Source organism: Cohnella boryungensis, from assembly GCF_042651945.1.
Classification (GTDB): Bacteria; Bacillota; Bacilli; order Paenibacillales; family Paenibacillaceae; genus Cohnella; species Cohnella boryungensis.
Map to the genome: position 1 here is coordinate 77,794 of NZ_JBHSED010000046.1, position 8,242 is coordinate 86,035.

Genomic DNA, 8,242 nt, shown 5'->3' on the forward strand with positions numbered 1-8,242 from the left:
TCGCTTGAGGATGAGGATGGGGGAGAAAGCGTTGAATGAACGATTGCAGGTACAGCGGCTAAGAACGGAATACTTGGATAACCCTCTGGGCATCGATGCGACCGAGCCTCGCTTCGGATGGGTCGTCGTCTCGTCAAGACGCGGTGCGGCTCAGTCCGCCTATCGGGTGCTGGCCGCTTCCAGACCGGAACTGCTGGACGGGAATTCGGGCGATTTGTGGGACAGCGGCAAGGTGAGCTCGTCGGAATCTCAGCATATCGTCTATGCGGGCCAAGCGCTGACCTCGGAAGCCCGAGTGTTCTGGAAGGTGAACGTGTGGGACGAGGACGGCAGGGAAAGCGGGTGGAGCGAGCCCGCTTCCTTCACGATCGGCTTGCTGGAGAGATGCAACTGGCAAGGGCTCTGGATCGGCTGGAGCAACGACGACAAGCCGACAAGGGAGCAGCCGAAGCCGAACATTTACTTGCGCAGGGAGTTTGCCGTCAAGGCCGGGGTCAAGCGCGCGACCGTCTACGCTACGGCGCTCGGCTTGTACCAGCTCTATTTGAACGGGCAGCGCGTCGGCAACGATGTTTTCTCGCCGGAATGGACGGATTACCATGTCCGGGTGCAGTATCAAACCTACGATGTTACGGCCATGCTGCGCGAGGGAGTCAATGCGGCGGGGACCATTCTAAGCCATGGCTGGTATTGCGGTTATATCGGAATGTTCGGCTATCAGAAATACGGGATGAATCCGGCTTTTCTGATGCAATTGAATCTGGAGTATGAGGACGGCACGAAGGAAAGCCTGGTGACGGACGGACAATGGCAAGTCTCCTTCGGCGCGATCGTCCGCTCGGATCTGCAGATGGGCGAGACGGTTGACGCCCGCAAGGAGATGCCGGGCTGGAACGAGCCGGCGTTCATGGCGACAAGCTGGGTGCCGGCCGACATTCTGTACGATTACCGGGGATGGCTTGTCGCGCAAATGTCGCGGACGATCCGCGTGACGGAGGAGCTTCCTCCGGTGGAAATCCGCATGCGGCCCGACGGCGTGACCCTCATCGATTTCGGACAAAATTTCGCGGGCTGGATGCGGATAGCCTTGACGGGTGAGCCGGGGGCGGAGATCACCTTCCGGTACGCCGAGGTTCTGGACGAGCAGGGGAATCTGTATACCGACAATCTTCGTCTGGCCAGACAGTGCGATACTTATATTTGCAAGGGCGGCGGCCTGGAGACGTTCGAGCCGAGCTTCACCTATCACGGCTTCCGATATGTGGAGATCAGCGGCGGGATGGCGTCCTTCGGCGACGTGGCGGGCATTGTCGTGCATTCCGATCTGCCCGAGACGGGCAAGCTGGAAACGTCGAGCGCTCTCGTCAACCGGCTCATCCAAAATATTCGCTGGACGCAGCGCGCCAACTTCATGAGCGTGCCGACCGACTGCCCGCAGCGGGACGAGCGCCATGGCTGGACGGGAGACGCGCAGATTTTCTCGGGAACGGCGGCTTACAATATGGACGTCTCCGCGTTTTTCGCGAAATGGCTTGTCGACCTGGAGGATGCGCAGCGTCCGACGGGCGCGTTCACCGACTTCGCGCCGTTCGTCTTCGGGCCGAAGACGGAGTACGGCAACGATTTCACCTATTCTCATACCGGATCGGCGGGGTGGGCCGATGCGCCGATTATCGTGGCTTGGAAAATGTACGAAACCTACGGCGACAAGCATATCCTACGCAAGCATTACGAAGCGTTCAAACGATGGGTCGAGTTCAACCGCAAGCAGCAGCCGGACGGAATCCGGCAGGATATCCCGCAGTACGGCGACTGGCTCTCGGTGAATGAGCGGCCGTTCGAGGAGGTCGTCGCGGAATTCGGACGCATGGTCAGTCACTATTCCACGACTCCGTATGACGTGTACTCTACGGCCTATATGGCGAATAACGCCAAAATCCTGTCGGATATCGCCGAGGTGCTGGGCGAGGAAGAGGATCGGGATGCCTATAGGGAGCTGTTCCGGCATATTCGCAGCGCCTATGCCGCCAGGTTCGTGACCGAGGAAGGCTGCATCAAGGGAGATACCCAGACGTCTTACGCGATGGCGCTGGAGATGGACTTGCTGCCCGAGGCTCTTCGTCCGGCGGTCGTAAAGAGGCTGGTCGGAAAAATCAGGGAAGCGGGCGATATGGCGACGACGGGCTTCCACGGCACGATGTTCCTGATGAAGGTGCTTACGGACGAAGGGTATTCGGAGCTGGCCTACAAGCTGATGCTCAGAGAGGCCTATCCTTCCTGGCTATATTCCGTCAATCAAGGGGCTACGACGATCTGGGAACGATGGGACGGCTGGACGAAGGAGAAGGGCTTCCAGCGCGCAGGCATGAATTCGTTCTGCCACTATGCCTTCGGCTCCATCGGGGAGTGGCTGTATCGTAACGTCGGCGGCATTGACCGCGATCCATCGGAGGCCGGTTACCGGAAGCTGCGAATCCGCCCCCGCGTCGACGGCGGCATTTCCTCGGCACGCAGCAGCTACGACAGCATGTACGGGGAGGTCGTCACGGCCTGGGCGCTTCTGGGAGGCCGCTTCACCCTGGAGCTGACGGTGCCCGCCAACGTCTCGGCTGTTGTCTATATCCCGGCGTTGGAGCCTTCGGAAGTGCGCGAGGGAGACGTCGTTCTTGCGGTAGCGTCCGGCGTAGAGGAGATAGGCCGCGAAGGGGATTGCGTAATCTGTCTCGTCCGCTCGGGCACGTATCGGTTTTCGTCCCAGGTTATCCAATAGCTCGTTGTCCGGCAAGCTGTCCCCGTGTCATAATAACAGGGACAGCTTTGGTTCGTTTAAAAGGGGCATTCAAGGAGGAAACGGCTGCATGGTCACGGCGATTATTCTGGCGGGAGGACAAGGGCGGCGCATGGGCGGGGCGAACAAGGCGTTGCTCAGGCTCGGTGAACAGACGTTTCTGGAGCGGCAGCTGGCTGCTGCGGCATCGTGGAGCGACGAGGTTGTTATCGTCTATAACGGCGCCGCCAGCACGCTGCTTCCCGCAGGCTGCGCTCACGTCTCTGTCGTTCCCGATATATACAGAGGCGCGGGTCCTCTTGCAGGCCTGCATGCAGGTCTGGCTGCCGCCTCCAACGAGGCGGCCTGGGTGCTGGGCTGCGATCAGCCGTTTGCCGACGCGGCTGCGGCAAGGCTGCTGCTGGAAGAAATGAGCGGCTTCGAATGCGATGCGGCGCTGCCGGTATTGGGCGACCGCGTTCAGCCGCTTCATGGCGTGTATCGCAGGAAGGCGCACAAGATTGCCGAGCGGCTGCTGCGGCAGGGAGAGCGCAGATTGACGGCACTGCTGGACCATATCTCATGGCGGAGGGTCGAGGAGGGGATATTCGCCGCGCGAGGCATCCATCCTTCGTTCGCCTCGGACGTGGATACGCCGGAGCAGCATGAGGAAGCTCTGGATCGGTATGGGCGAGAAGGAGGGAGGAAAAGCGATGCAATCTCAGGCTAGCGAAGACCGGTTTCGCCGCCGCGCTCTCCAGCCGGAGGAAGCCCTTAAAGCGATTCTGGGACATGTCAAGCCGCTGGTCTCCGAGACCGTCGGGCTTCTGGAGAGCTGGGGAAGACGGCTGGCCGAGCCGCTGGCCGCTCCGCATCCGTTCCCGCCGTTCCGCCGCTCCGGGATGGACGGCTATGCCGTGATCGCGGCCGATCTGGCGGAGGCTTCCTCCGCCAGCCCGGTGACGCTGGAGGTGCTGGAGGAGCTGCCCGGCGGGGTTGCTCCGCGCCGGGCGATTCGCAGCGGACAAGCGTCGCGAATCATGACGGGAGGCATGGTGCCGGAGGGCGCCGATGCCGTGGTTATGCTGGAGATGACCGCGACGTCCGGGGCAGGAGACCGATCGTTCGTGACGATCGGGAAGAGCGTGGCCGCAGGGCTTAATCTTGCCGACATCGGCAGCGAGATTGCCGAGGGCGCTGCGCTGATACAGCCGGGCTGCGCGATTGGACCGGGCGAGAGCGCCCTGCTTGCCGCATGCGGCAGCGCGTGCGTCGCCGTCGCGAAGAGACCGCGCGTAGCGGTGCTGTCCACGGGCAGCGAGCTGCTGGAGGTGGAGGAGGCGCTGGCTCCCGCCAAAATCCGCAACAGCAACGCGCCTATGCTGGCCGCGCTGCTCAGGGAAGCCGGCGCTCTTCCGGAGCTGTTGGGCAAGGTGCCCGATGACAAAGGCGAAGCGGAGAGTCTTATCCGTGAAAGCATGGAGCGCTGCGACCTGGTGGTCACGACCGGCGGCGTGTCGGTAGGGGATTATGATATTATGGCGGATCTCGTGGCGGAGTCCGGGCAACTGCTCTTCAACAAGGTCGCCATGCGTCCGGGCAGCCCGACCTCTGCGGCGCTGATCGGAGGCAAGCCGCTGATCGCCTTGTCCGGCAATCCCAGCGCCTGTTTCGTCGGGTTCCATTTGTTCGTTCGCCCCGCCTTGCTGGCGATGCAGTCGGCGCGATCCTGTCTCCCCGGCAGCTTTCAGGCGTTCATCAGCGTGCCGTACCCGAAGACGAATGCCTACCGGAGGTACCTGCGCGGCTATACGGAGCTGCGGGACGGACGCGTCTGGGTAACGCCGACCGGGAAGGATCAATCCTCCCTGATGACGACGATCGCTGGCGCGGACTGCCTGATCGAAATCCCCGCAGCGAAGCATGGCGTGGAAGCCGGTCAGCTGCTTACGGCATGGCGGCTGGGCCGCGGCGAATGACGAAGCCTAGATCGGCGATTTCCGCCAGCGCGTTCTGAGCCAGTAGACGCTATAGACGACAAACACTTGCAGGAGCACGTTGGAGATTTCCCAGAAGGCCCACGGCGGAGACAGGCTGTTGAAAACAACCGTGTTCGGCGTCAACACGTAGGCATAGCCAAAAACCATCAGGAACATCGGAACAACAAGGGTCCGATATTCCCGAAGACCAAAGAGCTGCTGCAAGCCTCTGCAAACGATATGCAGCGTAATCGCGCACTTGTAAAAGGTAGACGTGAGGTAGCTGATGACCAGAATCACTTCGAGCCGTTGTAGGAAATTGCCGATGTTGATCTTCTTGGCGAGGGTGTAGGTAGCATAGAAATGATTGGCGGTCATGTAAGAACCGAGAACGAGAATGGACATCAGAATGACCAGCAGAATCGCGATGCCCGACAGGACAGTCGAGTACAGATATTCCTTGATCGCGCCGCGTTTGTTCTCGACATAAGGGAACAGCATCAGCAGTGTCGTGAGCTGGCAGAACGGAAAAGCGATGACCAGGAGAGCTCCGCCGAATAGCTTGCCGGGGGTATGGTTCAGAATAGGCTGCAGATTGGAGGAAGTGACCTCTGGGAATAAAAGCACGATAAATATACTGAACATGACCACGAACAGCAGATAGAAAACCTGTGCGGCCCGAGCGATTACGCTATACCCCGTATAGACCGCAATCATCACGACGGCGCTGAAGAAGAACATGATGACGCGCATTGGAGTTTCGGTCATCATCTGCACGGTAATGAATTCGCCGATCACCCGCACTTGCGCCGAAGCGTTGTTGAAGACGAGATAGAGGAAGAACAAGGAAAAAACACCCCCGACGTATTTCCCCAACACCTTCCGGTTAATGTGTATCAGCGATAACCCGCGGAATTTCGAAGCGAACAGAAAGATAAGCGAAGCCAGCCCGATACCGATCACAATTCCGATCATTGCGGATATCCAGGCGTCCTCCTGAACGACGGCCGTCGTCGTTGTCGGCAGGAACCACATGATATCCCCGAGAAGGAAGAAGGTAATGATGACCTTCATTTGCTTGACGGTAATGTTTGCTTGTCGCGTCATAACGGCTTCCTTCCCCTCGCTTGTTTGCTTTCGATTTTATTGAATAAATAGCCTGACCAACGGCTTGAAGACGATCCCCAGCCACAGAACCGGACTGGGCAGGCGAACCAGGTTCAGGCAGCACCAGGAGAAATAGGCTCCTGTCAGCATAAGAACAAGATAGGCGGCTATATCCGCGTAGTGCTTCTGGCGGAAGAGCGGCGGGAGCTGGCGAACGGCGGCGATCGCAACGCCGATTGCAATATAGATCAGATTAGCCATGCGATCACTCCTTGATATCCTTGATGAAGGAGTGGTTGGTCGTTCCGATCTTGTGGATCAGCACTCGGGCCTTCACCTCGACCTTAAGCGTGCGAAGACGCTGAGGCCAATCGTGCTTTACCTTTTCCCAGACCCGGGGATGAGATTGATAGAGCGCCTGTCCGAAGCCGAACACATCGAAATCGTACGTTGTCCGCACGTGTTCGATCGTATCCTCGACAATCTTGATCAGCTTTTTCTCCGAGGCTTTCTCCAGCATGCGGATGGTGTCCGGATTGGTCAGGTCGATCGCGCATTCCACGTCGGATACGGCGGAGACATTGGTAATCTTCAAGCGGATAACCGGCTCGCCGTTAACGACATCCGCATGCATGACGGTATGGTTTCGCAGCGTTTCGAGCCCGACGTAGCCGCCTTCCGGACAGACCACGTGACCTCCGGAGCTACGGACGTTGTTCTTGATGTAGTTATAGCCCCTGCTTTCATTCTCATCCAGCCAACCCTTCAATTTATCCTGCTTGAACACGGCCAGCATATTAAACCTCGTTCGCGCCTTGGGCTCGATTTGCTGAATATTGGTAATGCGCTCTCCTTCGCGGGAATTGCCCTCTATGGTAACGCCGGTCAGCACCGGACTTTGTCCTTCCGCGACAAGCTGATTAATGATCTTGTCGATGGTCACGGTCGTTGTCGGGGACCAGGCCTTCGCGGAGGTGTCGAGCGAGTAGAACAGCTTCTCCGCCGGGATTTTCTCCAAGGAGGTCAGCGTCTCAAGCACTTGGACGGCAGGCGTATTTCTCGCGATCATCAGGTAGAAGTCGGTCCGGGCTTCCGGATTGCGGGAAAATAAATCAAGCACATCGGCAATGCCGGCGCGGGCGACGGCCTCGCTGATAATGACGACTCGAATATGCGCGGAGTATATCTTACGCGGGCTCGTCTCGGTCAGCTTGCGGAACGCCTCGAAGATCGTCGGCGCCGTCGCCTTAAACAAGGTGACCGGCGATCGTGTGCTGCTGCCCATTCTCGAAGAGACTTCGCCGGGGATGACGACCTGCACGGCAATGCTGTATTCGTTGCCCGTCCTGTCTATCGAGGTGCCGAGCTGAATCCCGAGCTGATCCAGCTCGCGCCGATTCCAGCAGCCGCCGAGCGCGGCTGCGACGACGCCTAGCAGCAGGCAGAGCGAGAGGCGGCGGATGAAGGGGGACATAGCTGGCACCTCCTGGCGGTTAATTGGGTTCCGGCCGTTGACGCACCGGATCGGCCCTTCCCGTGACGCGGGGCCTCTTCAGCATTCTCTTCCAGCTCAGTCGCACCAGCCCGTCCTTCTGGTCGTCCCAGTTGAAGGGGGAGAACGATTGCATGTAGGGAACGCCGAACGATTCGATGGAGCACAGATGCAGGACGAGCAGTAGGGTGCCCATCAGAATGCCGAACAGGCCGAAGGAGGCGGCCAGCCCCATCAGCAGGAATCGGATCATCCGAACGGAGATGGACATATTGACGGCGGGAATGACAAAGCTGGAGATGGCTGTAATCGACACGATGATGACCATGGCTGCCGACACGATACCCGCGTCTACCGCCGCTTGCCCGATGACTAGCGTTCCTACGATCGAGACGGCTTGTCCAACGTTTTTCGGCATGCGCACGCCGGCCTCGCGCAAAATCTCGAACGTGATTTCCATGAGCAGCGCTTCGACGAAAGCGGGGAAGGGCACGCCCTCCCGCTGCGCGGCCAGATTAATGAGCAGTCCGGTGGGCAGCATTTCCTGATGGAACGTGGTGATGGCGATATAGGCGGAAGGCGCAAGCATGGCGATCAGGAACGAAACGTATCGGAGAATCCGCAGCAGAGAGCTGCTGTCGGAGCGCTGGTAATAATCCTCTGCCGATTGGAAAAATTGAATGAACAATCCCGGAACGAGCAGCACGAAGGGAGTTCCGTCAACCAGAATGGCGACCTTGCCCTCCAGCAATCCGGCGGCGACCGTATCCGGCCTCTCGGAATTGTAGATCGTAGGGAAAGTCCAGCGGTATGATGTCAAGTCCCTGAATTGAGCGATTTGGAAATTTTCTTGAGCAGAAAGCGTGCGAGTCAGGGAAAAAGGGCGCATCAAACCAA

At 59.1% G+C, this 8,242-nt stretch carries 7 protein-coding genes; 3 read left to right on the plus strand and 4 right to left on the minus strand.

The window, feature by feature from the left end; genetic code table 11:
- The first annotated feature begins 31 nt into the window (after positions 1-31).
- The 3 genes from ACFO1S_RS21520 to ACFO1S_RS21530 all read left to right on the plus strand — a co-directional run bounded on the left by ACFO1S_RS21520 (position 32) and on the right by ACFO1S_RS21530 (position 4,746).
- On the plus strand, positions 32-2,770 hold the full coding sequence (locus ACFO1S_RS21520) for a glycoside hydrolase family 78 protein (protein ID WP_204605519.1): 2,739 nt from the start codon (positions 32-34) through the stop codon (positions 2,768-2,770).
- An 88-nt stretch (positions 2,771-2,858) separates the two neighbouring features.
- A complete protein-coding gene (mobA, locus tag ACFO1S_RS21525) occupies positions 2,859-3,497 on the plus strand; it encodes a molybdenum cofactor guanylyltransferase (RefSeq protein WP_204605518.1) in 639 nt (212 codons plus the stop codon).
- Positions 3,481-4,746, plus strand: a complete 1,266-nt coding sequence (locus ACFO1S_RS21530) for a molybdopterin molybdotransferase MoeA (protein ID WP_204605517.1) — start codon at positions 3,481-3,483, stop codon at positions 4,744-4,746. Before mobA ends, ACFO1S_RS21530 begins: the two co-directional genes overlap by 17 nt.
- A 6-nt stretch (positions 4,747-4,752) precedes the next feature.
- Here the strand turns inward: ACFO1S_RS21530 and ACFO1S_RS21535 are convergent, their stop codons facing one another.
- The 4 genes from ACFO1S_RS21535 to ACFO1S_RS21550 all read right to left on the minus strand — a co-directional run.
- Complete coding sequence (locus ACFO1S_RS21535) at positions 4,753-5,853, minus strand: GerAB/ArcD/ProY family transporter (RefSeq protein ID WP_204605516.1); 1,101 nt, start codon at positions 5,851-5,853, stop codon at positions 4,753-4,755.
- A gap of 36 nt (positions 5,854-5,889) precedes the next feature.
- Positions 5,890-6,114, minus strand: a complete 225-nt coding sequence (locus ACFO1S_RS21540; RefSeq protein ID WP_204605515.1) for a hypothetical protein — start codon at positions 6,112-6,114, stop codon at positions 5,890-5,892.
- 4 nt (positions 6,115-6,118) lie between these two features.
- Positions 6,119-7,327: a Ger(x)C family spore germination protein gene (locus ACFO1S_RS21545; RefSeq protein WP_204605514.1), complete on the minus strand. Its 1,209-nt coding sequence runs from the start codon at positions 7,325-7,327 to the stop codon at positions 6,119-6,121.
- A gap of 19 nt (positions 7,328-7,346) precedes the next feature.
- Positions 7,347-8,242: spore germination protein (locus ACFO1S_RS21550; protein WP_378127536.1), on the minus strand; the 896-nt coding region annotated here is incomplete at its 5' end.

What these genes read in the sequence shown, in the direction of transcription:
- mobA (WP_204605518.1), top strand. Translation starts at nt 2,859, where the DNA reads ATGGTCACGGCGATTATTCTGGCGGGAGGACAAGGGCGGCGCATGGGC.
- ACFO1S_RS21530 (WP_204605517.1), top strand. Translation starts at nt 3,481, where the DNA reads ATGCAATCTCAGGCTAGCGAAGACCGGTTTCGCCGCCGCGCTCTCCAG.
- ACFO1S_RS21535 (WP_204605516.1), bottom strand. Translation starts at nt 5,853, where the DNA reads ATGACGCGACAAGCAAACATTACCGTCAAGCAAATGAAGGTCATCATT.
- ACFO1S_RS21540 (WP_204605515.1), bottom strand. Translation starts at nt 6,114, where the DNA reads ATGGCTAATCTGATCTATATTGCAATCGGCGTTGCGATCGCCGCCGTT.
- ACFO1S_RS21545 (WP_204605514.1), bottom strand. Translation starts at nt 7,327, where the DNA reads ATGTCCCCCTTCATCCGCCGCCTCTCGCTCTGCCTGCTGCTAGGCGTC.